This is a genomic window from Methylobacterium radiodurans (genome assembly GCF_003173735.1).
GTDB lineage: Bacteria > Pseudomonadota > Alphaproteobacteria > Rhizobiales > Beijerinckiaceae > Methylobacterium > Methylobacterium radiodurans.
This window is the reverse complement of sequence record NZ_CP029551.1, coordinates 3525330-3551270: the sequence shown is the minus strand read 5'-3', so window position 1 is coordinate 3551270 and position 25941 is coordinate 3525330. Positions and strand designations below refer to the sequence as shown.

Sequence of the window (25941 nt, the reverse complement as noted above, 5' to 3'; positions counted from 1 at the left end):
AGACAGCAAGGAAGGCAGACTGTGTCCGAACACGTGCATCTGATTGCTCGTCTGATTGCCCGCGAGGGGCAGGAGGCGGCGCTGGCGCAGGCCGTGGCGGCGATCGTGCCCGCCGTGCTGGAGGAGCCCGGCTGCCTCGCTTACACTGCCCACGAGAGCTGCGAGCGGCCCGGTACGATCGTGATGTACGAGATCTGGGAAAGCCAAGCCGCTCTCGATGGCCACGCTGGCGGAGCGAGTTTCTGTGCGCTCGCCGCTCGTTTCGACGAGCTCCTGCGCAAGCCGCTCGCCATCGAAACTCTGCGTAGGCTCGCCTGATCTTCGCGGGCTGCAGAGCCGGCGAAACGCTCGGGCCGCGCTCAGCGCGTCGGCGCGTTGCGAGCCATGAAGGTCGTGGGAGAGCCGTCCGCGGGGTTCAGGAAGACGATGTCGGTGGGCTCGCGGCGCGGCGTGTCGACGGAGAGGAAGACGACAGGTTCCTCGCAGAGCGTCGGCATCGCGTGCACGGTGCCGCGCTCGAAGAATAGCAGCTCGCCCGGGCCGAACGCCGCCTCCGTCGCGGGCTCCCCCATCCAGAACGTACCGCGGCCGGACAGCACGTAGAGGTACTCGTCGCAGGTGGCGTGGTAATGCGGTGGCGTCGGCCTGTAGACCCGGAAGACCCGCGCGCTCGCGGCTGCGCGGTCCGTCAGGTAGGTGTCGACGAGCAGCATCTCCGCCGAGGCGGGGAGCGCTGCCGCGATCGTCCACAGATCGAAGCGACCGGTCTTGCGCGTGTCCGACATGGCTTCTCCTGGCCTCTCCTGGAGGGGTTCCCCGGCACCAGGTCGATGCCGGAGATCGTTGAGTGCAGCGGCGCCCGCGCGGTGCCGCTCAGCCCCAGCCTTCCAGCACGATCTTGCCCTTGGCGCGCCCGCTCTCGATCAGGGCGTGGGCCCGGCGCAGGTTGGCCGCCGAGATCGCGCCGAAGCTCTCCGCGAAGGTGGTCTTCAGCGTGCCGGCGTCCACCAGACGCGCGACTTCGTCGAGGAGCCGGCCCTGCTCGGCGATGTCGGCGGTGGCGAACATCGAGCGCGTGAACATGAACTCCCAGTGCGTCGACACGCTCTTACGCTTGAATGGCAGCACGTCGAGGCTCGCCGGATCATCTATGAGCGCGAACCGACCCTGCGGGGCGATCAGGCCGGCGATCTCGGCAAGGTGCCGGTCGGTGTTGGTCGTCGAGAAGACGAAGCCCGGGGCGCCGAGCCCGAGCGCGGCGACCTCGGCCCCGAGCGGCACGCCGTGATCAATCACGTGGTGGGCGCCGAGGGCCCGGCTCCAGGCCACCGTCTCGGGCCGCGAGGCGGTGGTGATCACGGTCAGGTCGGTGAGCTGGCGAGCGAGCTGGGTCGCGATCGAACCGACGCCGCCAGCTCCGCCTACGATCAGGATCGCGCTCGCCGCGCCGGGCACGGGCCTGCGCAGGTCGAGCCGGTCGAACAGCGCTTCCCAGGCCGTGATCGCGGTCAGGGGCATTGCGGCGGCCTCGGCAGGGCTGAGCGAGCCCGGCCTATGCCCGACGATCCGCTCATCGACGCAGTGCAGTTCCGCGTTCGTGCCTGGCCGGCTGAGATCGCCCGCGTAGAATACCGCGTCGCCCGGACGGAAGCGCGCGACCGCAGCGCCGACCGCCTCGACTACGCCGGCGGCGTCGTAGCCAAGAATGTGCGGCTGTCCTGGCGCGGGCGTCACACGGGCGCGGACTTTGGTATCAACCGGGTTGACCGAGACGGCCTGGATGCGAACGAGCAGGTCGTGCGGGCCCGGGCTCGGCACCGGGACGTCGAGATCGACCAGGGCCTCGTCGTTCTCGATGGGCAGGGACTTGTAGAAGCCGACGGCCTTCATGGCTGAGGTCCTTTCTTCTGGAGACAATCATGGAAGTGAACGGCGGGAGGGGGCAGCGGCCGCCGCGACACCCAACACGATCGCGCCGGCGCCCAGGATGAGGTCGAGGCCTGGACGTTCGTGCAAAGTCAGCGTCGAGAGACCGAGCCCGGTAACCGGCACCGCCAGCGTCAGGGTCGACATCGCACTTGCTGGGAGCCGGGCGCTCGCCGCGTTGACGGCGCAGAAGCAGAAGGCGGTAGCAACCGGACCAATGAAGGCGAGGCAGGCCCAAAGCGCCCCCGTCCCGTCACCGGTGAACGGCCCCTCGATCGCGTAGGCAAGCGGCGCCAGCACGAGCGCGGCGAGCAGCATCTGCCAGGGCGCCAACTGAAGCGCCGAAGAGGACGCGCGGCCGTAACGCAGGTGCAGGATGCACACGGCCCAGGCCGCCGAGGCCGCCACCAGCATCGCGTTGGCGCCGGCCACGCGGTTGTCCTGCCAGTCGATCGCACTCGGATTGAGCAGGATGACGACGCCGAGGCCGGTGAGGCCGATTCCGGCCCAATGCCGCCGCCTGACGCGCTCTCCGAACAGCAGGACCGCTGCCGGAAGCACCCAGACCGGAGTGGTGTAGCTCAGGATCGCCGAGCGGCCCGCCGGCAGGTGCGTCATCGCCACCGCGCCGAGCGCGGTGAACAGCATCATCTGAAGTAGTCCGACGGAGGCGAGGACGGGCAGATCCGCGCTCTGCGGCCGCCGCGCCTCGCCGCGCAACGCCTGCCACGCAAACAGGCAGGCCGCGCCAGCGGCGAAACGCGAGGCGGAGAGCCAGAGGGGCGTGACGTGCCCGAGCCCGAGCTTCATCACCGGCCAGTTGGCGCCCCAGAGCAGGATCGCGCCGCCGAGGAGGAGCATCGAACCGCTTCGGCCTTGCAAGCCCGGCATCGCCGAGCGGTGGCAACAAGATCGATGAGCGGCGGCATTCGCCGAGGCTGACTGTGTTGCGGCGGACATAGCTGGCCCCGTCCGGAACGGTCTCGGGATTCGGTCGCGTCCCGGTGCCCGGGCCTGCGGCGCGCCGTCATCGACTCTGCTCGCAGAGAATGCGGCTGAATGAGCGATACGATAAGCGCATAGTTCTGATCGATGAGAACAGATTTTCATCTAGATTGGTCGAGGCGGCCGGTTTCGGGCCGGCCGATGTTCGGCCGGCCCCATCGACGGCAGCAGGGGATCGTAGCCCCTTGCCGGCTTCTTACCGTGCGCTCGGCCGGGCCGCGCTGTCCCGGAAGCGGTCCTGGCGAGCGGGTGCGGAGCGGCCGATCGCGCCGGTCACGCCGACCGCCTCGGCCGAGGGAGCGGCGGCGCTGCCGAACAGGCCGCCGGCGCCCTGATCCGGAACGTCAAAATGGCCGCCCCACGCCTCGATGGTGTGCGTGGGCTGCGCGGCGGCCGCGCCGGCGGTGACGGTGACGAGAGCGACGACAATCATGGACTTGCGAAACATCTTGATCTCTCCTGGTTTGCGGCAGCTCCTGAGTTCGCCGCCGATGAGGACAAGATACTTCCTCGGACCGGATTCGATATTCAGACGTCGGTCTATCGGAATGATGCTTCTAGAAACTTCGATCATACGAAGGTTTGACTGTCGAAATTCGGTTGGGCGATAGATGGGTATCGGGGCTGTAGCCGGCATGGGCGCCGGCCCACCCGACACCGTGCGGTGGGAGCCGCGAGGGCATGAGGAGATCCGCGCCAGCCGCGTCACGCACGGGCGGCGGGAAAGAGCCGTCGGGATGGCAGGGTCTTGCGGAGGGCGTCGCGCGGTCGCTGTCCCTCCTTCGCCGGAGGCGGCAGAGGCCTGCGCGGAGGGCGGAGCGCTGGCGCGACCGGTCCGCCCGCACGATCCATGGGCGGGCCGCGATGCACGCTCATCCGGGCACGCTCATCCGGAGCGGCCGCACGCCGGGTCCGGGCGCTCCGCCGGGCCGGGATGCCGGAGCCTCTAGGGGCGTGCCGGACGGTGGCGGGGTGCCGTCACGCTGAAGACCGAGCCTCGGCCGCGCCGCGAGCGCACCTCGATCGGATGGGTGAGCGCCTGCGCGGTCTGACGGACGATGTGCAGGCCGAGCCCTAGGCCGGCGCCATCGCGGCGACCGGCGCGGTCGAAGGCATCGAAGATGCCTGAGAGGCGCTCCGGCGCGATGCCGGGGCCGTTGTCGCGCACCTCGATCGTGACGCGGTCCGGCCGCCACCGGCATCCGACGAGCACGCGACCGCCCGGGCCGGCATACTTCACGGCGTTGCCCACGAGGTTGCGAAGGATGGTCATCAGCATCACGGCCTCGCTGTTGACCTGCAGCGCCGAGGCGCGAACCTGCACCCGGACGCCGATGGCGTCGGCGTAGGGCTGCCACTCGGCGACGACCGCGTTGAGGAGCGGCGCCAGCGGGACGGGGTCGAGCCGGGGCGGCGCGTCGCCGCTCTGAGAGGAGCGGGCCAGATCGTCGAGCTCACGGCCGAGCCGTACCAGAGCGTCGCTGGCGAGGCCGAGCCGGGCGGCGGCCCGGGGCGCGACGCCGTCCGAGACCGCGCGCTCGATCGCCATGAGGGCCACCTGCAGGGGCTGCTTCAGATCGTGTCCGGCGACCGCGAGGAGCCGGGCCATGGCGCTGCGGGCGGCTTCGGCGCGCAGCACGGCCTCGTCAACCGCAGCCCCGCTCAAGATCGCCACCGTCAGTCCCATCCCGGCCTCCTCGTCCGCCCCGCATCCGAGGCGCCATATCCATGGTCGGACCATGCCTCCTGGCCAATCCTGACGAAATCATACGGAGGTTTGATGGGCTGAGGGCCGCCGTTCGCCGTCGTGGAGCTGCGTGCCGCAAGTGTTCCAGGCACCTGCCAGGGGCGGGTACGCGGTGTCGTGCAGAATCCGATCGGACACTGCAGCGTCGATTGCGCGCCGGACACATGACTCGATGCATGGCTCAAGGTCGAACCCGCGGCTCTCGCTACGGAGGCGGCGCGCGAGACGGGCGGGACGTCCGGAGAGACTGCGTTCCCGGGCGCGACCGGTCACCGGGTCTCAGGATCCGATCGTGTCCTCGAGGCAGCGGATCAGGTCATCGGCCGCGAGCGGCTTGCGCAGCAGTTCCCGGGCGCCGCCGGCAAGGGCGCGCCGCCGGAGCGCGTCATCGGTGAGCGCGGTCATCATGATGATCGGGAGAGCTGGACGCAGCTGTCGGACCCGGTCCTGCAACTCGAGGCCGCTGATCCCCGGCATGTTCACGTCGGTCAGGAGACAGGAGACACCGCCCCCCGCATCCGAGGCCAGGAACGCCTCGCCCGAACTGAACGCGAGCGCGTCATAGCCCAGCGCTTCGAGGAAGCTGGACGTCGCGTCCAGAACCGCCTCGTCGTCGTCCACGACCGCAACCGCTTTCTTCAGGACCGACACGGATACCCTTTCTAGTGCCTCCCAGAGGCGCATCGAGCCCATTTCAGTGAGCCGGTCACCGATCCGATGATAGCTATACGTTGGTCTGATGCGCCCCGACTGGCCGATGCTCTGTTGAATTAAGCCCTGCCGCACAAGGGCTCTGACCTGTCTCTCGATGGATTGTCGGCGGAACATATTGAATATATTCATCGCCCGATCATGCAAATCTGATCGGCCGGCACGACATCAACTCCGCGTCAGGTCTGCCGAGCCAGCCCGCGGCCAACGCGCCGGCCTCCGCCATCGTTCCGCCCGGCCCGCTGCGGCGCGCCGGGGCCGCCTCCCCTGCCTTTCCGGCACCGGCAAGACCGCCCGCCCGGACCAGCTGCCGATTGGCCGCTATGAGCCCGCGGATGGCCGAACCCGGGACCCCTGCACGCCGGACGCTGCAGGATCGGACGGCACGGCGTTCCCGGAGGGCAGGTCCGCCTGGGACGCCCCGAGAAGTCGATGTGGTAGGCTTCAGCGCACCCGTCAGCGCACCGCGCGGCCGAACCCTGTATCAGGCGCCCGCCGACGTCTTCAGCAACTCGGTCTTGCGCACGAGGTCGGCCACAGACCCGGCTCCCATCTTCCGCATGACGTTGCCGCGGTGGATCTTGACGGTGATCTCGCTGATGCCGAGCGCGTGGGCGATCTGCTTGTTGAGCAGGCCCCTGACGACGTGCTGCATCACCTCGGCCTCGCGCGCCGTCAGGGTCGCGGCGAGGGCTTCGAGTTCGGCCACGCCCGCGCTCGACGCGCGCCGGACCCTGTCCCGCTCGATCGCGACGGCGATCGCGTCGAGCATGTCCTGATCGCGGAACGGCTTCGTCAGGAAGTCGAGGGCGCCGGCCTTCATGGCCTGCACGCTCATGGGAATGTCGCCGTGCCCGGTCATGAAGATGATCGGCAGGCGGTTGCCCGTCGCGGCGAGCTTCGCCTGGAGGTCGAGTCCGCTGGAGCCCGGCAGCCGCACGTCGAGGATCAGGCAGCCGGGACGGTCCGGCAGGGTCGCACCGAGGAGATCGCCCGTCGATCCGTAGGCGATCGTATCCAGGCCGACGGAGCGCAGGAGGTCCTGAAGGCCTTCCCGGACGCCCTCGTCGTCCTCGACGATGACCACTAGGGGAGCGGCCGTATCGGCCTTCGGCTTCGCTACGGCCCCCCGAATGTTGCCTGCCATCGTCATCGACGCGTCCTCGCCCGCCCCTGGCAGGCCGTCTGCAAGGGCCGTGCTTACAGGTTGCATCCTCGCTCGATCAAGCGTCTGCCCTGTGGATGGCGCAACTCCTGCGTGTCTTGCATGGCTTGGCGCAAGTGCGCGCCCGCAGGGAGCGCCAACAGGTGCGGGCACTCTCGACATACGGTTGAGCTTGCGGCTATGAGCGGCTCCATCGCCGCCGGAGGCGAATGGGGCCTTCATCCAGGGCGGGCACCTCTTCGGCCGCGCTCCCGTGCGACAGTCGCTGGAACAGCCCCTGGATGCAAGGCGCGAGCATGACCTCGGCTGGAAGGCCGGTCGCCAAGCAGACGACGGCGCGCGTCCTCCTCGCGAGCCTGATCGGCACGACGGTCGAGTTCTACGACTTCTACATCTATGCAACCGCCGCGAGCCTGATCTTCGGGCCGCTCTTTTTCCCGGCCTCGCTCCAGTCGGCGGAGCTGATCAGCGCCTACGCGAGCTTCGGCCTCGCCTTCGTGGCCCGTCCGATCGGCGGCGCCCTGTTCGGGCATTTCGGCGACCGGGTCGGGCGCAAGGCGACCCTCGTCGCCTCGCTCCTGCTCATGGGTCTCTCGACCTCGGCGATCGGCCTGCTGCCGACCTTCGCGCTCGCCGGCTGGCTCGCGCCCGCCCTGCTCTGCCTGCTGCGCTTCGGTCAGGGGCTGGCGCTCGGCGGCGAGTGGAGCGGGGCCGCCCTGCTGGCGCTGGAGAACGCGCCGCCGGGCTGGCGGGCGCGCTACGCCATGTTCGCGCCGCTCGGCGCCCCGCTCGGTTTCTTCGTGGCGAACGGGCTGTTCCTGACCCTCACCCTGGCCCTGACGACGGACCAGTTCGCCGACTGGGGCTGGCGGGTGCCCTTCCTCCTCAGCGTCCCGCTGGTCTGGCTCGGGCTCTGGGTACGCACGAACCTCGCCGAGACCGAGGAGTTCGCCGCCGCCCTGAAGGAGGCGCAGCCCCCGCGCGTTCCGTTTCTGGAGCTGATGCGCCACCACGCCGGCCAGGTCGTCGCCGGAATGTTCGGCGTCGTGGCCTGCTTCTCCCTGTTCTGGACAGCGACTGCCTTCGCGCTCGGCTACGGCACGACGATGCTCGGCTATTCCCGGGCCTCGTTCCTGACGGTCGAGCTTGGCGCAATCCTGTTCATGGCCGCCGCTATCGTCACTGCGAGCTGGCTGTCCGACCGGCTCGCCCCTGAGCGCGTCCTCATCGTGGGCTGCGCCGGCACGATCGTCGCCGGGATCCTACTTGCGCCGATGCTCGGCAGCGGGTCGCTCGTCACGATCTTCGCGTTCCTGGCCTTCGCGCTCTGGGTGATGGGCTTCGTCAACGGGCCGCTCGGCGCGTGGCTGCCGAGCCTGTTCCCGCCGCGGGTGCGCTACACGGGCACCTCGGTGGCCTTCAACGTCGGCGGCATCATCGGGGGCGCCTTCTCGCCGATGATCGCCCAGGCGCTCGCCGAGGAGAGCGGGCTCACCGCGGTCGGGTTCTACCTCGCGCTGACCGGCGGGGTCAGCCTCATCGCTTTCGATACGAGCGCCCGGCAGCGCGCGCTCGGCGCCCTCGCCCGGAGCGAGCGGCGCTACCGCGCGCTCTTCGAGCAGGCGCATGTCGCGCTCTGCGAGATCGATTTCTCGGACGCGCAGGCGCGCCTCGCCGAGCGGCACGCGGCTGACCCGGAAAGCGAGCTTTGCGCGCAGGCGGACGCCGCGCTCGTCTCCGCCTGCGCGCGGCGCATCACGCTGGTCGATGTCAACGACGCGACGGTGCAGCTGCTTGGCGGCGCCTCGCGCGAGGCGGTGCTCGGCCCGATCGACCGCTTCCTCGTGCCGGGAAACGACCTGCTCCTGCCGCTGCTGCGCCGGATCTGCCGAGAGGGCGGCCGCTTCGAGGCACAGGGACGCCTCGTCCGCGCCGACGGGCGAGAGATCACCGCGATCCTAGTCGCGGCGCTGCCGGAAGACCAAACAGGGTTCGACAGGGTCGCCTGCGCGATGATTGACGTGACCGAGCGCGAGCGCGCCAAGGAAGCCTTGCTCGCCGCCCAGGGCGAGCTCGCCCGCGCGGGTCGGATCACGACGGTCGGCGCAATCTCGGCCTCGATAGCCCACGAAGTCAACCAGCCGATCGGCGCCATGGTGATGAGTGCCGAGGCCTGCCTGCGCTGGCTGCGGCGCGAGACGCCTGACATCGAGTCTGCCATGCGCGCGGCCGAGCGGGCGGTGCGCGACGGCATGCGGGCGAGCCAGATCGTGCAGCGGACACGCGAGCAGCTGCGGCGCGACCGGCGCGAGCCCGAGGTGATCGACCTGCGCCATCTCCTGGCGGAAGTCGCAAGTCTTCTCGACCGCGAGATCCTGGCGGCTGGTGCCGCGGTCCGCACCGTGGTCCCGGCGCACGCGGCCCCCGTCCTGGCCGATCGCGTCGAGATGCAGCAGGTCGTGGTCAACCTCGTGACGAACGGCTTGCACGCCATGCGCGCCGTGCCCGAGCGACGCCGCGAATTGCGCATCGAGCTGAGCGCACCCGCGCCGGACCAGCTCTGCATCGCGGTGTGCGACAGCGGCACCGGCATCGATCCAGAGCAGCTGCCGAAGCTGTTCAGCCCCTTCTTCACGACGAAGCGCGACGGGATGGGCATCGGCCTCGCGATCTGCAAGACCATCGTCGAGGCCCATGGCGGCACGATGAGCGGCCGCAACAACGACGGGCCGGGCGCGACCTTCGAGGTCGCGCTGCCGGCCGCCGAGCCGGGCGCGGAGCCGCGCGCCTTGGAGCCCATCCGCGCGGAGGCCTGAGCCTCAGCTTGCGGGCACGGCCGAGAACAGGCTGTTCAGCCCCTCGGCGGTCGTCGGATGGGCCAGGACCGCGTCGCGCAGGGCCGTGTATGGGAGGCCGGCGAGCATCGCGACCTGGATTGCGGCCATGACCTCGCCGGCATCCGCGCCCAGCATCGTGAAGCCGAGGATGCGGTCGTCCGGTCCGATGACGGCCTTCATGAAGCCGCTCGTCTGCCCCGTCGTGCGCGTGCGCAGCACCGCAGCCATCGGCAGCTTCACTACGCGGACGGGCTCGGTTCCGGCCCGAGCCTCGCTCTCGCTCAGGCCGATCCGGCCGAGCGGCGGGTCCGTGAACATGCAGGCGGGCATCTGCCGGCCCGCGGCCGAGCGCGGGACGCCCGCGAGCGTGTCGCGGATCACCCGGAAATCATCGAGCGAGGCGTGGGTGAAGGCCGGGCTGCCGGCGCACTCGCCGATCGCCCAGATGCCGGGTGCCGTCGTGCGCAGCCGGTCATCGACCTGGACGGTGCCGCTCGCGGTGAGCGCAACCCCCGCGAGGTCGAGCCCGATCCCGTCGGTGTTCGGCGTGCGCCCCGCCGCGACCAGGATGTGGCTGGCCTCCACCGCGCTCTCGCCCTCGGGGTCCCGCAGGGTGAGCGCGACGGCCTCGCCCGAGCGCCCGCTGACGCGCAGGATCTCGGTGCCGGTGCGGATCGCGATGCCCTCGGCCCCGAGGAGCCGCGCGAGTTCGGCGGCCACGTCCGGGTCCTCGCGGCCGGCGATCCGGGGCCCGTGCTCGACGATCGTGACCGCGCTGCCGAAGCGGCGGTAGGCCTGCGCCAGTTCGAGCCCGACATAGCCGCCGCCGAGGACGACGAGGTGGGTCGGCAGCGCGTCGAGTTCGAGCGCCTCGATGTTGGTGAGCGGCCCCGCCTCGCGCAGGCCCGGCACGTCCGGGATCATCGGGCGCGTGCCGAGGTTGAGGAAGATCCGCTCGGCCGTCAGCGTCCGCGCCCCGCCCGCGTTCAGCGCCACCGCGACGGCCTTGGGAGCGCTGAAGCGGGCCGTGCCCATCACGAGTTCGGCGCCGCTCTCGGCGAAGCGGTTCAGGTGCATGTCGATGAGGCCGCTGACCATCTCCCGCTTGCGCGCGACCACCCGGCGCATGTCCACCGCGACCGGCCCGGTCTCGACGCCGTAGCGGCCTGCGCCGCGGGCGAGATGCGCGATCTCCGCGCTCCAGATCTCATTCTTGCTCGGCAGGCAGTTGGTGTTGGGGCAGGAGCCGCCGATCCAGCGCCGCTCGGCCACCGCGACCCGCTGCCCGGCCTTGGCCAGGTGCCAGGCGAGGTACTTGCCGCCCTCGCCGCTGCCGATCACCAGTGCGTCGTAGTGCTCGTCCATCGCGTCCTCCTCAGGTCTTCGGATCGACCGAAGACGTAGAGGACCCGGAATCCGCCTTATATCATGCCTGTGTATGATCAGGCGGGATCTTCGCGGCTGCAGATCGGGCCGCTGCACGCTGGAGATCAAGTCTTCGCGCGTTGACCCCTTCGATGCGCGGAGGTCTCTGCGCGGCGGCTCGCCCCCAGACCGGTGCTCATACCTTCGTATGCCGAAGGACGAGGCCGGACGCCGTCCCCAGCCTAGCCTCTACGGCATCTCTTCCGTCGAACATTGGCACGATCCGCATCAAACCTGGGTATGATTGAGAACGGCCGGCCCTTCCTCGAAGCTCCTGTCATCGCCGACGCGATCGACCGTCCCGGCCGGCGCGCCCCTCCGCGAACCCCAGCCTCAGAGGATCACGCCCATGAACACGACCGTCCGCTCCGCCCTGCGCCTCATCACCGGCCCGGCCGCGAACCGCCTCGGCATCCATGCCATGCGGATCGCCATCGCGATCATCTTCCTCTGGATCGGCGCCTTGAAGTTCGCGCCCTACGAGGCGGACAGCATCACTCCCTTCGTCGCGAACAGCCCGGTGATGTCGTTCTTCTACGCGCAGCCCGACCAGTACGCGCAGCACCTGACCCACGAGGGCGAGCTGAGGCTGGCGGAGCGTGGCTGGCAGGCCGCGAACCACACCTACGCCTTCTCGCGCGGCCTCGGCGCGGTCGAACTGATGATCGGGCTGCTCGTCCTCGTCGGGCTGGTGTCGCGCCGCCTCGGGCTCGCCGGCGCGGCGCTGGCCTTCCTGACGCCCTTCGTCACCCTCTCTTTCCTCGTCACCACGCCAGAGGCCTGGGTGCCGGCGCTCGGCGACGCGCAGCACGGCTTCCCCTATCTCTCGGGAGCCGGCCGCCTCGTCCTGAAGGATGTCGCCCTGCTGGCGGGCGCCTGGCTCGTCCTCGCCGACAGCGCCCGAGCGGCGCTGCACGGGGCGCCCCGGACCGCCCCCGCGGCACTCCCCCTTGAGGCGAAGGCCTGAGACGCGGCGGGGAGACGGTCGCTCCCCGCCGGACCCGGACCGGCTCCCCGCGCCCGTCTGCCGTCACCCTGGCAGGCGGGCGTTTCGTTGCGTAAAGCGGGCCCGAGGGGAAGCGTCGGGCGAGCGCGGGAGCGGTGTGGAGATGAAGGTCGCGGTGGTCGGGGCGGGCTCGGTCGGCTGCTACTACGGCGGCCTGCTGGCGCGGGCCGGGCACGCCGTCACCCTGATCGGGCGGGAGCGGCACGTCGCGGCGATCCGCGCGCGGGGTCTCGTCGTGGAGAGAGCCTCGGGCTCCGAGACCGTGCGGCCCGACGCCACCACGGTGATCGACGGGGCGGCGGACGCCGCTCTGGTGCTGGTCTGCGTGAAGTCCGGCGACACGGACGCCGCCGGGCGCGCCCTCGCGCCCGTCCTGGCGCCGGACGCCGCCGTCCTCAGCCTGCAGAACGGCGTCGACAACGCCGAGCGGCTGAGTCGCGTGCTCGGGCGGACGGTGGTGCCGTCGGCGGTCTATGTGGCCACCGAGATGGCTGGGCCGGGCCATGTCCGGCATCTCGGCCGCGGCGATCTCGTGATCGGGCCGGGCCCCGCGAGCGAGGCGGTCGCCGCCGCCTTCCGCGAGGCCGCGATCCCCACGACGGTCTCGCCGGACGCGCTCGGGGCCCTCTGGAGCAAGTTGGTCCTGAACTGCGCCTACAACGCGCTCTCGGCGGCGACGCGGCTGCCCTACGGCCACCTCGTCGGCGTCGCAGGCGTCCCGGCGGCGATGGCCGACATCGTGGCGGAATGCGCGGCCGTCGCGGAGGCCGCGGGCGTGCGGCTGCCGGCCGACACGCTGGCGAGCGTGCTGGCGCTGGCCGAGACCATGCCGGGCCAGCTCTCCTCGACGGCGCAGGACGTGATGCGGGGCAAGCCGAGCGAGATCGACCACCTGAACGGCTTCATCGCCCGCAAAGGGGCGGAACTCGGCGTGGCGGTGCCGGTCAACCGGCTCCTGCACGCGCTGGTGAAGGCGTTGGAAGCGGGCGCCGACGCGCCGGGCTGAGCCGGGCGCGGGCGGCTCCTCCGGCCGCCCGCACAGCCTCGCTCAAATCAGACCGGGATCGGGTTGGCCTCCAGGGATGCGTTGAAGGCGTTGATCATCGCGTGCTCGTTCGCGCCGGGATTGTCGCGCACCGGGCGCACCGCCTCGACCACCACCTCCTCGGCCTCCGTGGCGAGCCCCGCCATGGTCTCGGCGATGAAGGCGTCGAGCGGCATGGCGCGGGGATCGCCGCTCTTCTTGATCAGGTCGGTGTCGACCCACGGCGGCGCGATCTCTTGGACCGTGACGCGGGTGTTCCGCAGCATGAAGCGCTGGGACAGGGTGTAGGCGTGCAGCGCCGCCTTGCTGGCCGAGTACACGGCGGTGCTGGCGAGCGGCAGGAAGGCCAGGACCGAGGTGTTGTTGAGGATCGTCGCCCGCGGCTGCGCCTTCAGGTGCTCGATCAGGGCCGAGGTCATCCGGATCGGCCCGAGCAGGTTCGTGGTCAGGATCGCCTGGACGACCGCGTCGTCCATCGGGCCCGAGGCGTCGTCGAAGGGCATGATGCCGGCGTTGTTGAACAGCACGTTGAGGGCCGGGAATTCGGCGACGACCCGGGCCGCCGCGGCCTTGATCGCCTCGGGATCATCGATGTCGAGTTCGACCGACCGCATCCCGGGATTGGCCGCGGTTACCGCGTCGAGGAGCGCGCGGCGGCGGCCCGCGATGATCACCTGGTTGCCGAGCCGGTGAAAGGCCTCGGCAAAGCCCCGGCCGATGCCGGAGGTGCCGCCGGTGATGAGGATGGTGTTGCCGGTCAGTTTCATCGTCTGTCTCCACGGAGGTGGTCGATCGCGCCGCGGCCCACTGATGGACCGGCGACAGGCACAGACTGAGCGGGCCGATGCGGCGGCGCTATCGGTGACCTGTGTTATCCGGCTCACACCTTCCGAGAGTGGGGTCATACGAAGGTTTCATGCGCCGCGCGCAGCCACTGCACTTGCGGCGTCCGGCGCTTGTCTTGAGACCACGCACTGTTTCGGGTGCTGACCCCTAACCTTCGTATGATTCCAGGCGGCGGATCGCGGCTGTACCCCTCTCCTCACAGGCCATGACCCGGCCATCGCGGCCCGGACGCGCCGCCCCCAGCCTCACGAGGTCGGACGATGATCACGCTCACGATCAACGCGCAGCCCCACAGGGTCGAGGCGGAGCCCGACACCCCGCTGCTCTTCGTCCTGCGCGACAGCCTCGGGCTGACGGGCACCAAGTACGGCTGCGGCATCGGCCAGTGCGGCGCCTGCACGGTCCTCCTCGACGGGCAGGCGACCCGCTCCTGCCAGATCCCGCTCGAGAGCGTCGGCACACAGGCGATCACCACCATCGAGGCGATCGAGCAGGATCCGGTCGGCGCCCGGGTCGTGGCCGCCTGGGTCGGGATCGAGGTGCCGCAATGCGGCTACTGCCAGTCGGGCCAGGTGATGGCGGCAATGAGCCTCCTGAAGCAGACGCCCAGGCCCACGGAGGACGACATCGCGGGCGCGATGACCAATCTCTGCCGCTGCGGCACCTACAACGCCATCGCGGCCGCCGTGCGGCAGGCCGCGGCCTGAGGGAGGGGACGATGAACGATCTCACACCGCTCCGCCGCGCCGGCCGGCACGACCGCGAGCCTGTCCGCAATCTCTCCCGCCGCGGCTTCCTGGAGGCCGCCTCCGGCGCCCTCCTCCTCGGCGTCGGCATGCGGCTCTCGCCCGCCGCCGCCCAGGCCCGCGCGGAGGGGCCGGCCGCGGTCGCGCCGAAGCCCGGCACGCGCGTCGCCGCCTTCCTGGAGATCCGCCCCGACAACTCGGTGCGCCTGCTCAGCCCCTTCGTGGAGGGCGGACAGGGCATCAACACAGGCCTCGCCCAGACGATCGGCGAGGAGCTCGACCTCGACCCCGCCCGCTTCGCGGTGGAATGCGCCCCGCCCGGCCCGGACTACGCCGTGGTCAACGGCCTGCGCATGACGGGCGGCTCCTTCTCGACCCGCTCCAGCTTCGAGGCGATGCGGCGGCTCGGCGCCACCGCGCGCGAGATGCTGCTGCGCGCCGCCGCCGCCAAGCTCGCCGTGCCGCAGGCCTCCCTCACCACCGAGGACGGGCGCGTGATCCACGCGGGTAGCGGCCGCGCGCTGGGCTACGGCGAGCTCGCCGCGGCCGCGCTGGCGCTCCAGCCGCGGGACGACGTGCCGCTGAAGGACCCCAAGACCTTCCGCTGGATCGGGAAGCCGGTGGCCCGCCTCGACATGCGCGACAAGTCCACCGGTCGGGCGGTCTACAGCATCGATATCCGGGTCGACGGGATGCTGCACGCCGCCGTGCAGCACGCGCCCCATCTCGGCACCGAGCCGGAGGCGATCGCCAACGAGGCGGAGGTCCGGGCCATGCCGGGCGTCCAGGGCGTGCACCGGCTGCCCGGCGCGGTGGCGGTGGTGGCCGACACGTGGTGGCGGGCCCGCAAGGGCGCGGAGGCCCTGGCCGTCACCTGGACCAAGCCCGCGCCGGAGGGCGTCGAGACGGTCTCGGCCGGCTTCTCCTCGGCCGCGATGCTGGCGGCGCTGAGGGACTCGGCCGCGCCCGGTATCCCGGCCGAGCAGGAGGGCGATGTCGCCGCCGCCTTCGCGGGCGCCGCGAAGATCGTCGAGGCGGCCTACGACGCCCCCTACCTCGCCCACGCGCAGCTCGAACCGCCCTCGGCGGTGGCGCGCTTTGCCGAGGACGGCAGCCTCGACCTCTGGCTGCCGAACCAGATGCCGGAGCTGTTCCAGCAGGTCGCCGCCAAGGTCGCGGGACTGCAGCCCGACGGCGTGCGCATCCACTCGCCGATGCTCGGCGGCTTCTTCGGACGGCACTTCTACTACGGGCCGGCCAATCCCTTCCCGCAGGCGATCCTGCTCGCCAAGGCCACGGGCCGCCCCGTCCGGGTACTGTGGTCGCGCGAGGAGGAGTTCGGGATGGATGCCGTCCGCCCCTTGAGCTTCGCGCGCTTCAAGGCCGCGCTCGCGGCCGACGGTCTGCCGGTGGCGCTCCAGACCACGGCGGTGGGCGAAGGTCCGATCGGACGGTGGTTCGGGGCGCTGTTCAAGTCGCCGGTCGATTCCTCGGTGGTCGAGGGTCTCGACAAGAAGCCCTACGCGATCCCCAACCGGCGTCTCGACTACGTGAAGGTGCCGCACCCGGTCACCATCGCATTCTGGCGCTCGGTCGGGCACTCGATGAACGACTTCTTCTACGAGAGCTTCCTCGACGAGATCGCGCAGGCCGGCGGACAGGATCCGTTCGCGCTGCGCCTGGCCCTCCTGAAGGACAGCCCGCGCCATCGCACCCTCCTGCAGACGGTGGCCGACCTCGCGGGCGGCTGGCGGCGCGGGCCATTCACGGCCGAGGACGGCACGCGCCGGGCGCGCGGCGTCTCGATGGCCTCGCCCTTCGGCTCGGAGACAGCGACGATCGCGGAGGTCTCGCTGAAGGACGGCGAGGCGCGGGTGCACGACCTCTGGATCGCGATCGATCCGGGCAGCGTGGTGAACCCGGCCATCGTCAAGCGGCAGGTGGAGAGCGCGGCGGCGCTCGGCCTCTCCTCGACGCTCCTCGAGCAGGTCGTGTACGAGGGCGGGCAGCGCCAGGCGCGCAACTTCGACGCCTACCCGATCCTCGACCGGGAGCGGATGCCGCGGGTGCATGTCGCGATCGTGGAGAGCGGGGCCCCGATGGGCGGCATCGGCGAGCCGGGCCTGCCGGGCGTGCCGCCCGCGGTTGTCAACGCGGTGGCGGCGCTCTCCGGGAGCCGCCTGCGCAGCCTGCCGCTCGCCAAGACCCGCCTGTCCGGCGCCTGACGGGCGGGAGCGGCAAGACTTTCCTGACCATTGGTGGAGACGGCTATGGGTTTCGTATCGACCACGGACGGCACGCAGATCTTCTACAAGGATTGGGGCCCGAGAGACGCGCAGCCGATCGTCTTCCATCACGGCTGGCCGCTCAGCGCGGACGACTGGGACAACCAGATGCTGTTCTTCCTCGGCCAGGGCTACCGCGTGGTCGCGCATGACCGGCGCGGCCACGGCCGCTCGACCCAGACCGACAGCGGCAACGAGATGGACACCTACGCGGCCGACGTCGTCGCGCTCGCCGCCGCCCTCGACCTGCGCGCCGCCGTCCATGTCGGCCACTCGACCGGCGGCGGCGAGGTCACCCGCTACGTGGCCCGCGCCGAGCCCGGCCGCGTCGCGAAGGCGGTGCTGATCGGGGCGGTGCCGCCCGTGATGGTGAGGTCCGAGACGAATTCCGGCGGCCTGCCCATTGAGGTCTTCGACGGCTTCCGCGCCGCGCTGGCGGCCAACCGCGCGCAGTTCTACCGGGACGTGCCGGCCGGCCCCTTCTACGGCTACAACCGCCCGGGCGCGCACATCTCCGAAGGCGTGATCGGCAATTGGTGGCGCCAGGGCATGATCGGCGGCGCCAAGGCGCAGTACGACTGCATCAAGGCCTTCTCGGAGACCGACTTCACCGAGGACCTGAAGGCCATCACCGTCCCGGTCCTCGTGATGCACGGCACCGACGACCAGATCGTGCCGATCGCCGATTCCGCGCTGCTCGCCCATCCGCTCCTCAGGCACGGCACGCTCAAGACCTACGAGGGCCTGCCGCACGGCATGTGCACCACCCATCCGGACCTGATCAACGCCGACCTGCTGGCCTTCATCCGGGCCTGAGGCGCCCCGAAATTTGCCTGGGATCCTCCGAAGCTGGTACCGCCGGATTGGTAGCGCGCCGGCACGTTGATGAGCATCCCAGGCATGAGCAGCGGTCCCGCAGCGGCGGACAGCGGCATCGTCGTCTCCTACGACGCCGACTGGAACGACGCCTGGTACCTCGTGTGCATGAAGGTCTCGACCATCGGCTTCGTCGTGGTCGACGCCCGCGAGCGGGTCGCCGCGCTCGACGCGCTCCGGGCCAGGGGCGTGACGGACCTGTCGGGCTATCTCGATGCCAATCCCGGCGCGGCGAACCGGCTGCGCCGCGGCATGATCATCCTCGACGTGAACGAGGCGGCCGTGCGGATGTTCGGCGCCGCCGGCCGCGCCGACATGATCGGGCAGCGGACCCAGCGCTTCTTCGATCCGAGCTGCACCGCGCAGGTGAACTCCGCCCGCGCCTTCGCGGAGGGGGCGGCCGCGTTCCAGCAGCAGGCCCGCAGCGTCCGGATGGACGGCTCCCGCTTCGACACGCTGTTCTGCGTCGTGCCGCGGGCGGACGGCGTCGCCTCAGGCCTCTGGCTCGCCTCCTTCGTGGACATCACAGAGCACGTGCAGCGCCAGACCGCGCTCGACGCGCTGCGCGACGAGCTGGCCCACGTCTCCCGGATCTCGACGCTCGGCGAGCTCTCGGCCTCGATCGCCCACGAGCTCGGGCAGCCCCTGTCCTCGATTGGGATGACCGCCGGCGCCATGCTGCGCCGCCTCGACGGGCCGGAGATCGACCGCGACACGCTCCGGCACCAGTGCCGCCGCATCGTCGATCAGGTCGCGCGGGCCGGTGACATCATCGATCGCACGCGGCGCATGGCGGGCAAGCGCGGCGGCCTGCGCAGCCCCGTGGCGATCGCCGACGTGCTGGCTGAATCCATCCAGTTCGTGCAGCACGAGCTGAGCCGGCACGCGATTGACATCCAGGTCGGCGTCTCCGGCCCGGATCTCGTCGTCCAGGCCGACCGGATCCAGCTTCAACAGGTCTTCGTGAACCTCCTGATGAACGCGATCCAGGTTCATCACGGGGCCGGCACGCCCCGGCCTGAGATCCGGATCGACGCGATACGCAAGGACGGCACCGTCCGGGTCGACGTGGCGGATAACGGGCCTGGGATCGAGCCGAGTCATGTAGACCAGCTCTTCGACGGGTTCTTCACCACCCGGGCGGACGGGCTCGGCCTCGGCCTCAGCATCTGCCGCACCATCATCGCCGCGCATGACGGCGCGATCGCGGTGACGAGCCCCAGCGGTTCGCGCGGTGCAACGTTCTCCGTCTGCCTTCCAATTCATCTGATCTGAGCGAAAAACATTGCCTGCATTAAAATAATCACACGCATGAACGCTGTTTTGAGAACAAAATAAAACCAAATATTCAAATCACACGGATGACTAGAGTCGAATATGAACCAAATCTGGAGCCGAAAGACTGCTTTCTTGACGACGGCCAAGACCCGCTAGTGGCGCGATTGGGATCCACAAGCTGAGCTGGCGTGGCGTCCGCTTTGGAGAAGCTGCCAGAAGCGGTTGAGGGGCCGAGACGGGCGCGGAGCCGAACGTCTGGTTTCCGGCTGAGACCTAGAGTCCGCTGCTGGCGCGATGCAGCCCGACGGCCAGGGACTCCAGCGCACGAAGATCTACGCGGGATCATCTCGACCACCGGAGCGTTCCGCTTCGGCACGAGCGCGATGGATAGCGGGACGGATCCGACAATGGGAGTGCGTGAGTGCAAGGGGCTGGCGGTGGTGACGGGCGCCTCCAGCGGCATCGGTCTGGAACTGGCAAAGCTCTTTGCAGCCGATAGCTACGACCTTCTGATCGCCGCCCGCAGCGAGCACGTCGACGAGGTGGCCATCCGGATGCGCGAGGCCGGAACGTCTGTCGAAGCCTGTCGAGCTGACCTGTCGACACCGGCGGGCGTCGAGACACTGCATGCGGCGATCAAAGCCGCCGAGCGGCCCCTTGAGGCCATCGCCATCAACGCCGGTGTCGGCCTCGGCGGATCCTTCGTCGAGAACCGCTGGGAGGACGAGTTGAACCTCATGCGGGTCAACGTCGTCGAGACCGTCCACCTCGCCAAGCTCGTTGTGCCCGGTATGGTCGCCCGGGGCCGCGGGCGCGTCCTATTCACGTCCTCGATCTCCGGCACCACACCGGTGCCGTTCGAGGCCGTCTACGGCGCCTCCAAGGCGTTCGTTCTCTCATTCGCCGAAGCCATCCGCAACGAGCTGCGCGACACTGGCGTCACCGTAACGGCTCTCCTGCCGGGTCAGACGGAGACCAACTTCTTCCATCACGCCGGCATGGACGACACCAGCATCGGAGCAGGTCCAAAGAGCGACCCGGCCGATGTGGCCAAAGCCGGCTACGAGGCGATGATGGCGGGTCGGGAGAAGGTTGTAGCTGGTAGCATCGCGACGCAGTTCGAAGCTGCGGTGCTGAACCGCATCCTGCCCGACTCGATGAAGGCGGAGCGGCACAGGAAGATGTCCGAGCCGGGCGGCGCAGAGTAGCGGTGGCCTTCGGAAACCGTCGCTCTGATCCTGCTTATCGATAGCGGGTTAGTTCCTGACTGAGAGCTCGGGCGACACCTACGTCGTGGACTGGGCGCCGCGTTCGGCCTCCGTCGTGCCAGGCACGACGCCCTTCCTGGTGACGTGCTCGACGAAGGCGTCCACCCACCCGTCGAAGCAAACCATCGCATCCGGCTCTTTCGCCATGTCGTCCGGCTGGTCGTCGGCGTAGGGACGTCCGACTCCGACGGAGGCATGGCGCCAGAGTTGGTCCGGCACCTCGATGCCGCCGTAGCGGCACTGCCAGACGAGCCCCTGATAGGCTAGGCGCTCGTTGCCCTGGTAGGGCTCCTGGGCGGGATCAAACCATTCCTTGTGCCTGAGGACATGCGGCCGGCGGTCGTCGTCGAGCTCGTTGCCGCCCTCGTTGCCGTAGCAGAAGAAGGCTGCGCTCCGGCCCTCAAGGTGGTTCCTGGTCAACTCCTTCCAGAGCGGAGACTTCTCCAGCGCCTGAGCCTTCAACGTGCTCTTCTTGTCGATCAGGTCGGGCCGGGGATTGCCGCCGCTCATGCACACGAGGCGGTCGAACATCGCCTTCAGATTGGTGGAGGGGCCGTACCACCAGACCGGGCCGATGATCGCCCAGGCGTCGGCCCGGGCGAGACGCTGGTACAGCTTCTCGTTCCAGATCAGGTCCGGCTGGTGATCGCTGTCCGGCCCGTAGCAGTTGCAGGGCCAGACGCAGAGCGCCATCGAGGAGCCGACGCAGCCGTTGCAGCCCTGGATCTTGGGCTTGCCGTGCTCGTTGCCGATGTCGACCGCGTCGACCTGCCAGCGGGCCGGCAGCCGCCCGAGCATCCGGTGCATCAGGAAGCGCGCCTTGCCGTCCATGCCCGGGCAGCCATCCAGTCGCCGCGCAGACCCGGCGATCACCAGGACCTGCAGGGGCCGCTCCTCCAGCGGCAGCGTCTCGGCCTCGACCTTCAGGTCATCCAATGCAGGGCAGTCCACTCTCGGGCGGCGGGACCGTCCCGCGGTAGAGTTCAAGCCGGATCTGTCACGGTTGGTTCCTGGAAATATTCCAACTTCGGTGACCGAGCAGGGCGATTGGACCTGCTGTGTGGCGGAGCCGCCGCATCCCGGGGCAGGCGTTACGTCTACCTTCAGCGCCTCTTCCGGAATCGGGCATGTCGATCCTCTCTTCCGCTGGAAAGCTGCGCCTTCTTGCAGCTTTCCTTCTCTTCGCCCCCCTCGTCGTCGTTCGTTTCGCCCTCGCCGCGCCGGGTCCAGGGCAGGAGGCCCGTGAAGGCGGGCCCGACGCGGGCAAGGGGGACGAACCCGACAAGGTCGACACCGAGAACCTGTTCGGGTTCACCGAGGGCACTGACGTTGGCAAGAAGGGCGAGCAGGAGATCCTCGTCGACACCATCGGCCGCTTCAGCAAGCGCCGCGACGGCCCCGGCCGCTCGGGCTACGGCGCCGCCCAGCCCATCGTCAGCTACCAGTACGACCTAACCGACAACTTCAGCATCGAGCCGGGCCTCTGGTTCGACGCGCGCGACAGCCGCAACGTCGCGGGCGTTCCGGGCAAGTCTTTCGGCACCTTCAACGGCGGCTCGCTGGAGCTGAAGTACCAGTTCTTCAAGCGCACCGCCGAGCGACCATTCAGCCTCGCCCTGCAGGCCGAGCCGCAATACGCCCGCGTCACCCCAATCGAGGGCCAGGGCGCGGACGTGTACAGCGTCGAGACCCGCCTCATCGCCGACGCCCGGCTCGTGCCGGACCGGCTCTGGGGTGGCATCAACCTGATCTACGACCCGCAGGTCGCGCGCCTGAAGGGTTCGGGCGAGGTCGACCGATCCTCGACGCTGTCCGTCTCGGGCACGCTGATGGCGAAGGTCGCGAGCGACCTCTACCTCGGGCCGGAGGCCCGGTACATGCGCGCCTACGAGGGCGCGTTCCTGAACCGCTTCGAGGGCCACGCAGTGTTCGTCGGACCCGTGCTGCACTATCAGGTCATGGAGAAGGGCTTCCTGACCCTGGCCTACTCGACGCAGGTGTTCGGGCACGACCGCGACCCGGACTTCGCGGACCGGGCGTTCAACCTCAACCAGTTCTCACGCCACAACTTGAGGGTACGCTTCGGCGTCGAGTTCTGAGGCGGCCGCTCGGCCCGCTGCGCAGTTCGATGACCGGTCAGGCCGCGACCTGCTCCAGGGCCTCGGCCAGCTTGCTGGCGAACGCGTCGCCCTTGTAGATCTCGGACACCGCCTGCTTGAGCTTCTGCTCGTCGTCGGTGCGCCCGAGCGCCTTGGCGTAGGCCGCCGCCGAGCCGAAGCCCGCCAGGCCGTAATGCGACATGCGCTGGTACTGGGCGATGATCGCGACGTCGCGCAGCTTGCCGTCGCTCGGCGCCTCCTTGATGCCGTGCTTCTTGGCCTCGGTGACCAAGCCCTCCATGCCTTTGCAGTGCTCGGGCTCGGCCTCGCCGCCATTCTGCTGGATCAGGCCCTTGAGGATGTCGGTGTGCTTCTGAATGCCGCCGACCGAGTGTTCGAGCATCTGCTTGAGCTTAGCGTCGCTGGCGTGGCCGCTTAGCTCCTTGACGGTCCGGATCATCTGGTCGTTCGCTGACCAAAGATCCTTCATCTCGTCGAGATAGACGTCCTTGAGGCTGCTGGGTGCTGACATCGGCGGCTCCTATCGTTCGCCACCTGCCAACCGGACCCCGCCCGCGATGTTCCTGGCCGCGGCACGGCGCTCGGTCGGCGCGCCGGGTCTCGTCCGCCCGCCCCGGCTACGCCCTCCGGCGCGGCGGTCCGCGACCGCGGGCGTGGACCATGCGGTGACCAGCAAGCCGGCAGCGGCCTCGACTCCGCGCGGGGCGCTTACTTGCTCTTGCCGCCCTTCTTGCCAAGCTCGGCCTGGGCCGAGGACGACGTGCGGGGGTTGGACTTGCCCTCGTGGCTCGCCTTGGCGTTCGCCTTCTTGGCCGTAGCGCTGCCGTGGCCCTTCTTCTCGGTCATGGTCGTCTCCTCGGATGGTGACCGGGAAGTCCCCGGCCACCCTGCAGTTCCACGGGCAGGCTGCCCAAGGCGTTCACGCGTGCTTGAGGTCGTCCGGGACCTTGCCGCCATTCTCGGCGAGCTTCTGGACGACCTGTTTGTGCAGCCAGACGTTCATGGTGGCGGAATCGTCCTTGTCGCCCGTGTAGTGAAGCTCGTCGGCAAGCTGCTTGCGGGCCTGGAGGCTGCTGTCGAGGTCAAGCAGCTTCATCAGGTCGACGATGGAGCGCTTGTAGTCGAGCCCCTGGCCCTTCTTGGTGGCGAGCTCGGCCAGCACTTGGCCCACGTCGACGTTCGCCTGGCCGGCGCCGGACGGGCCGGCCGCGACCGGGGACGGGGCACCGCTCATGGAAGGGGCCGCCGCGCCGCTCGCCGAACCCGTCGGTCCGTCAGAGCCCTGGGCCGCGGCCGAAACGCTCGGCGTCTCCGGGGCGTGCGGGGCCGCCGCCTGGGCGCTCGCGCCGCCGCCGAAGATCTTCGACATGATCGACCCGAAGATGCTCATTCTCTTCTCCGCGTTCCTGGGCCCCGTCGGGGGCGAGAGCTCGACAACGGGAGGGCGCGCGCCGTGTTCCGGTGTGGGGCGCCGGCCGCCTAGGGCCCTGTGTCGGGCCGGTTGCGGCGATGGGGCGCGGGTGCGGCGACTGGAGGCGTCCCCACGGGCGGCAACCGGCCGGCCCGTCGACGGTTGATCCGCAGCCTTGCGATCGGAGCCAGGAGGGAACGGCTTTGGAGGTGCGGGACGACGCGATGGTGCCGAGGCCGGACCTAGAGTTGTTCAAAGCCGCGGTCGAGGCGGCGGGCGAAGCCATCGTGATCACCTCGGCCGATCTGGACGAGCTGGGCCCCTTCAACGAGTCCGTCAACCCGGCCTTCACGCGCATGACCGGCTACGAGGCCCGCGAGGTCCAGGGACGCTCGCCGCTCCTTCTCCAGGGTACAAGGATGTCGCCTGAACGCGGGGCTCGGCCGCTTTGCCCTTCACCCTTGGTAGGCTGACAGCGAGGATGTCGTGGCCGCCGGACCGATCAATACAACCCAACGGCAGCTATCGGGCTCCAAGCGGCCTTTCTGAAGGTTTTGGTTGCAAGTCCGCTCATGGCGCACAGCTGAACGATCGGCGCACGAACTCCTGACCCATAGCTGTCCCTCCCATCCGCGGCCTTCGTAGTCCGCTTCGACGTGGGAAGCGGACGTCCCGAAAGTCCTCCCGGCACTGCGAGTAGGTCAGCCAGGGCTACCTGCCGGCCTTCGGGCAGGCGGTCGTGCAGGTCGCTGGCCCGGTTAAGGCTGTTTGAACGGAGGCGAGGTTCACCAACGGTGACAGGACGCGGTGCCGACCGGCGCCGGGGCTCTCATCTAGCTGAGCTTCGGCTGGCCGTTGGAGGCCGAAAGGCCGCCGTCCACCGGCAGGTTGACCCCGGTAACGAAGCGCGCGTCCTCGCTCGCCAGGAAGGCGATGACCCCGCTTATGTCGTTCGGCTGGGCGCCCCGTCCCATCGGGATGCGCTCGTTGAACTTGGCCACGAGGTCCGGCTGGTCCTGCATGCCGGCGGTGAACGGCGTGTAGACCAGCGTCGGGTTGACCGCGTTCACCCGGACCCCGTGGGCCGCCTCGTCCATCGCCACCGCGCGGGTGAAGTTCGTCACCGCACCCTTGGCGGCGCAGTAGAAGCTGTGGTTCCAGTCGCCGCCGAGCCCGGACACGGACGAGACGTTGACGATGCAGCCGCGGCTCTCGCGCAGGTGCGGCAGGGCGAAGCGCGTCATGTAGAAGACGCCGTACAGGTCGGTCTCGATGATTGTCGAGAAATCCCCGATGTCGCCGTCGTCGACACGTCCCAGGTGATCCTTCCCGGCATTGTTCACGAGGACGTCGAGGCGGCCGAAGCGCTCGATTGCCGCCGTGACGACCCCCCGGCAGCGGTCGGCGTTCGAGAGGTCGGCGACCTGCGTAAGCGTTCTGTCGGCCCCGATTTCGGCGGCGACCCGCTCCAAGCCCTCGCCGTTCATGTCGGCGAGGACGAGGCTCGCCCCCTCCTCGCCGAAGCGGCGCGCGGCGGCCTCGCCGATGCCGGACGCGGCACCCGTGACCAGGACGACCTTGTTCGAGAAACGTGACATCGCGATTCCTGGGGCTGTGCGCCGGGCAACCCGCCCGACGCCTTGACGAAGGGTGGTCTCAGGCGCTGCGGGCCTGGTCCGGATGACGCCCTTCAGCGAACTCCTCGACGATCTTGGCGCAGAAGGCCGGCAGGTCCTTCGGGTTGCGGCTGGTGACGAGGCCCTTGTCGACCACCACCTCCGCATCGACCCATTCCCCGCCGGCGTTGCGGATGTCGGTCTTCACCGTCGGGAACGACGTCAGCTTGCGCCCCTTCACGACGTCGGCCTCCACCAGCGTCCAGGGGCCGTGGCAGATGACGCCGACCGGCTTGGCCTGCTCGAAGAAGTCCCGCACGAACCTGACCACGGCTTCGCTGCCGCGGAGCTTGTCGGCACCGACGCTGCCGCCGGGGATGACGAGCCCGTCGAAGTCGGAGGCGGACACGCCGTCGATGGCCTTGTCGACCGGGTACTTCCCGGCGGGGTCGAGGTCGTTGTTGACGGTCTCGGCCTCGCCCGCCTCAAGTCCGACCACCGTGACGGTCGCGCCGGCGGCGAGCAGCGCCTCGCGGGGTTTGGTGAATTCCGGCTCCTCCGTTCCCCGGGGGGCGATCAGGACGGCGATGGTCTTTCCCTGAAGGGTCATGGGTCATTCCTCTCTGAG

At 69.8% G+C, this 25941-nt stretch carries 26 protein-coding genes; 11 read left to right on the top strand and 15 right to left on the bottom strand.

Translation table 11 applies throughout. From position 1 onward, the window contains the following. Window positions 1-21: 21 nt before the first annotated feature. Window positions 22-318 (top strand): putative quinol monooxygenase, encoded by a 297-nt coding sequence (locus tag DK427_RS16585; RefSeq protein ID WP_109952226.1) that lies wholly within the window; start codon window positions 22-24, stop codon window positions 316-318. Between the two features lie 41 nt (window positions 319-359). Here the strand turns inward: DK427_RS16585 and DK427_RS16580 are convergent, their stop codons facing one another. The 7 genes from DK427_RS16580 to DK427_RS16550 all read right to left on the bottom strand — a co-directional run bounded on the left by DK427_RS16580 (window position 360) and on the right by DK427_RS16550 (window position 6536). Continuing rightward, on the bottom strand, window positions 360-785 hold the full coding sequence (locus DK427_RS16580) for a cupin domain-containing protein (RefSeq protein ID WP_109952225.1): 426 nt from the start codon (window positions 783-785) through the stop codon (window positions 360-362). Between the two features lie 88 nt (window positions 786-873). After that, complete coding sequence (locus DK427_RS16575; RefSeq protein WP_109952224.1) at window positions 874-1890, bottom strand: zinc-binding alcohol dehydrogenase family protein; 1017 nt, start codon at window positions 1888-1890, stop codon at window positions 874-876. Window positions 1891-1917: 27 nt separating this feature from the next. Continuing rightward, the gene (locus DK427_RS16570; RefSeq protein ID WP_109952223.1) at window positions 1918-2787 is read right to left on the bottom strand and encodes a DMT family transporter; all 870 of its coding nucleotides are present in this window, start codon (window positions 2785-2787) and stop codon (window positions 1918-1920) included. A 340-nt stretch (window positions 2788-3127) separates the two neighbouring features. Beyond that, entirely contained in the window at window positions 3128-3505 is a 378-nt protein-coding gene (locus tag DK427_RS16565) for a hypothetical protein (protein WP_162559810.1), read from the bottom strand. A 372-nt stretch (window positions 3506-3877) separates the two neighbouring features. After that, the gene (locus tag DK427_RS16560) at window positions 3878-4618 is read right to left on the bottom strand and encodes a sensor histidine kinase (RefSeq protein WP_109952221.1); all 741 of its coding nucleotides are present in this window, start codon (window positions 4616-4618) and stop codon (window positions 3878-3880) included. A gap of 339 nt (window positions 4619-4957) precedes the next feature. Then, window positions 4958-5329 (bottom strand): response regulator transcription factor, encoded by a 372-nt coding sequence (locus DK427_RS16555; RefSeq protein WP_109954220.1) that lies wholly within the window; start codon window positions 5327-5329, stop codon window positions 4958-4960. Window positions 5330-5873: 544 nt separating this feature from the next. Then, the gene (locus DK427_RS16550; protein ID WP_109954219.1) at window positions 5874-6536 is read right to left on the bottom strand and encodes a response regulator transcription factor; all 663 of its coding nucleotides are present in this window, start codon (window positions 6534-6536) and stop codon (window positions 5874-5876) included. Between the two features lie 314 nt (window positions 6537-6850). On the opposite strand from DK427_RS16550, the gene DK427_RS16545 reads away from it, so the two are divergent. Beyond that, window positions 6851-9370, top strand: coding sequence for an MFS transporter (locus tag DK427_RS16545; protein WP_109954218.1), 2520 nt, complete (start codon window positions 6851-6853; stop codon window positions 9368-9370). 3 nt (window positions 9371-9373) lie between these two features. Here the strand turns inward: DK427_RS16545 and DK427_RS16540 are convergent, their stop codons facing one another. Beyond that, a complete protein-coding gene (locus DK427_RS16540; RefSeq protein WP_109952220.1) occupies window positions 9374-10756 on the bottom strand; it encodes a mercuric reductase in 1383 nt (460 codons plus the stop codon). A gap of 409 nt (window positions 10757-11165) precedes the next feature. On the opposite strand from DK427_RS16540, the gene rclC reads away from it, so the two are divergent. Both rclC and DK427_RS16530 read left to right on the top strand, forming a co-directional pair. Then, window positions 11166-11783, top strand: coding sequence for a reactive chlorine resistance membrane protein RclC (gene rclC, locus DK427_RS16535; RefSeq protein WP_109952219.1), 618 nt, complete (start codon window positions 11166-11168; stop codon window positions 11781-11783). Between the two features lie 142 nt (window positions 11784-11925). Further along, on the top strand, window positions 11926-12828 hold the full coding sequence (locus DK427_RS16530; protein WP_109952218.1) for a ketopantoate reductase family protein: 903 nt from the start codon (window positions 11926-11928) through the stop codon (window positions 12826-12828). 47 nt (window positions 12829-12875) lie between these two features. Here the strand turns inward: DK427_RS16530 and DK427_RS16525 are convergent, their stop codons facing one another. Next, a complete protein-coding gene (locus DK427_RS16525; protein WP_109952217.1) occupies window positions 12876-13634 on the bottom strand; it encodes an SDR family oxidoreductase in 759 nt (252 codons plus the stop codon). A 339-nt stretch (window positions 13635-13973) separates the two neighbouring features. On the opposite strand from DK427_RS16525, the gene DK427_RS16520 reads away from it, so the two are divergent. The 5 genes from DK427_RS16520 (at window position 13974) to DK427_RS16500 (ending at window position 20106) form a co-directional block, all read left to right on the top strand. After that, entirely contained in the window at window positions 13974-14420 is a 447-nt protein-coding gene (locus DK427_RS16520) for a (2Fe-2S)-binding protein (RefSeq protein WP_109952216.1), read from the top strand. An 11-nt stretch (window positions 14421-14431) separates the two neighbouring features. Further along, on the top strand, window positions 14432-16684 hold the full coding sequence (locus DK427_RS16515; protein ID WP_109952215.1) for a xanthine dehydrogenase family protein molybdopterin-binding subunit: 2253 nt from the start codon (window positions 14432-14434) through the stop codon (window positions 16682-16684). 45 nt (window positions 16685-16729) lie between these two features. After that, window positions 16730-17560, top strand: a complete 831-nt coding sequence (locus DK427_RS16510) for an alpha/beta fold hydrolase (protein WP_109952214.1) — start codon at window positions 16730-16732, stop codon at window positions 17558-17560. An 84-nt stretch (window positions 17561-17644) separates the two neighbouring features. Further along, window positions 17645-18895: a sensor histidine kinase gene (locus DK427_RS16505; RefSeq protein WP_109952213.1), complete on the top strand. Its 1251-nt coding sequence runs from the start codon at window positions 17645-17647 to the stop codon at window positions 18893-18895. Window positions 18896-19305: 410 nt separating this feature from the next. Then, a complete protein-coding gene (locus DK427_RS16500; protein ID WP_109952212.1) occupies window positions 19306-20106 on the top strand; it encodes an SDR family NAD(P)-dependent oxidoreductase in 801 nt (266 codons plus the stop codon). A gap of 78 nt (window positions 20107-20184) precedes the next feature. On the opposite strand, the gene DK427_RS16495 is transcribed toward DK427_RS16500, so the two are convergent. Then, window positions 20185-21102, bottom strand: a complete 918-nt coding sequence (locus tag DK427_RS16495) for an NAD(P)H-dependent oxidoreductase (protein WP_109952211.1) — start codon at window positions 21100-21102, stop codon at window positions 20185-20187. 191 nt (window positions 21103-21293) lie between these two features. On the opposite strand from DK427_RS16495, the gene DK427_RS16490 reads away from it, so the two are divergent. Next, window positions 21294-22265: a hypothetical protein gene (locus DK427_RS16490; RefSeq protein ID WP_109952210.1), complete on the top strand. Its 972-nt coding sequence runs from the start codon at window positions 21294-21296 to the stop codon at window positions 22263-22265. 37 nt (window positions 22266-22302) lie between these two features. Here DK427_RS16490 and DK427_RS16485 read toward each other — a convergent pair whose 3' ends face one another. The 3 genes from DK427_RS16485 to DK427_RS16480 form a co-directional block, all read right to left on the bottom strand. After that, window positions 22303-22797 carry a YciE/YciF ferroxidase family protein gene (locus DK427_RS16485; RefSeq protein WP_109952209.1) on the bottom strand — a complete coding sequence of 165 codons (495 nt, stop codon included), beginning with the start codon at window positions 22795-22797 and terminating at the stop codon, window positions 22303-22305. A gap of 197 nt (window positions 22798-22994) precedes the next feature. Further along, window positions 22995-23132, bottom strand: coding sequence for a hypothetical protein (locus DK427_RS26735; RefSeq protein ID WP_197430732.1), 138 nt, complete (start codon window positions 23130-23132; stop codon window positions 22995-22997). 73 nt (window positions 23133-23205) lie between these two features. Then, a complete protein-coding gene (locus tag DK427_RS16480; RefSeq protein WP_109952208.1) occupies window positions 23206-23676 on the bottom strand; it encodes a DUF3597 domain-containing protein in 471 nt (156 codons plus the stop codon). Window positions 23677-23906: 230 nt separating this feature from the next. Here DK427_RS16480 and DK427_RS16475 point away from each other — a divergent pair, with 230 nt between their 5' ends. Beyond that, entirely contained in the window at window positions 23907-24170 is a 264-nt protein-coding gene (locus tag DK427_RS16475; protein ID WP_245930595.1) for a PAS domain S-box protein, read from the top strand. Between the two features lie 360 nt (window positions 24171-24530). On the opposite strand, the gene budC is transcribed toward DK427_RS16475, so the two are convergent. Together budC and DK427_RS16465 are read right to left on the bottom strand one after the other, a co-directional pair. Further along, a complete protein-coding gene (gene budC, locus DK427_RS16470) occupies window positions 24531-25295 on the bottom strand; it encodes a meso-2,3-butanediol dehydrogenase (RefSeq protein WP_109952207.1) in 765 nt (254 codons plus the stop codon). 58 nt (window positions 25296-25353) lie between these two features. Then, window positions 25354-25923 carry a type 1 glutamine amidotransferase domain-containing protein gene (locus tag DK427_RS16465; protein WP_109952206.1) on the bottom strand — a complete coding sequence of 190 codons (570 nt, stop codon included), beginning with the start codon at window positions 25921-25923 and terminating at the stop codon, window positions 25354-25356. Between the last annotated feature and the right edge of the window lie 18 nt (window positions 25924-25941).